This window comes from Burkholderia alba, from assembly GCF_034721475.1.
GTDB classification, from domain to species: Bacteria; Pseudomonadota; Gammaproteobacteria; order Burkholderiales; family Burkholderiaceae; genus Burkholderia; species Burkholderia alba.
The window spans coordinates 1-703 of record NZ_JAWJWL010000157.1; the positions used below are offsets into that span (position 1 = coordinate 1).

Consider the following 703-nt stretch of genomic DNA (forward strand, 5'->3'; position numbering starts at 1 on the left):
GACACCGGCCGGATCAGGACGATCTCGCCGAGGGTCTGCGTGCGCTGGGCTTCCTGCGCGGCGGTGCGAAAGAGTGGCGTCCGAGATGTCACGGGAGATTCGGCCGAGTTGGAGTAACCGGATCGCCCCACCTGCGGAAATCACTCTTCTGCTTGATGCATGCAACAGCGTCCCACTGTCTCAATCTTTTCGGGTCGGATTTCCGACCTCTTGGGACGCTCATCTTTGCAGTTGATTTTGAGTTGGTTCCCGCCCCTTCGGGCGGGGTTGTTCATTGCGGATTCGGAGTCGGCACCCCAAGAGCTTCACTCAATCCAAGCGCAAGATTAGTTCCCGCGACAGAGATAATGTAACCAGCAGCAGTTAAAATTGTAACTGCGCCATCCACTAATCCAAACCCCGTCGGAAAAACAGGGATAACAGCTGCACTGCCTGAAACCGCTTCAATCTCATTGGTATCAATTTCAAACATGGCTATCTCCTATTTATCCCATCTCATGAATTTGATCATTTTCCATAAAATCAAACAAGATAGGAGTTTACACAGTACAAAAAATTTCCAGAGAAAATCTTGCGTTATAGATTTTTAATACTTTTTCAGGCGCCTAGTGTCCCGTTCTGTCAATCGAACCAAACATGGAACCCCGTCACGAGCTTGAAACCCGCGCCACACAAGCAACGACATCGGTCCGGGTTGCATTTT

General features: G+C 50.1%; 1 protein-coding gene. It reads right to left on the minus strand.

The window, feature by feature from the left end; genetic code table 11:
* Positions 1–271: 271 nt before the first annotated feature.
* Complete coding sequence (locus RZR99_RS32980; protein WP_323123852.1) at positions 272–472, minus strand: hypothetical protein; 201 nt, start codon at positions 470–472, stop codon at positions 272–274.
* Positions 473–703: the final 231 nt, after the last annotated feature.

Coding starts and splice junctions, on each gene's coding strand:
- RZR99_RS32980 (WP_323123852.1), bottom strand. CDS start 472: ATGTTTGAAATTGATACCAATGAGATTGAAGCGGTTTCAGGCAGTGCA.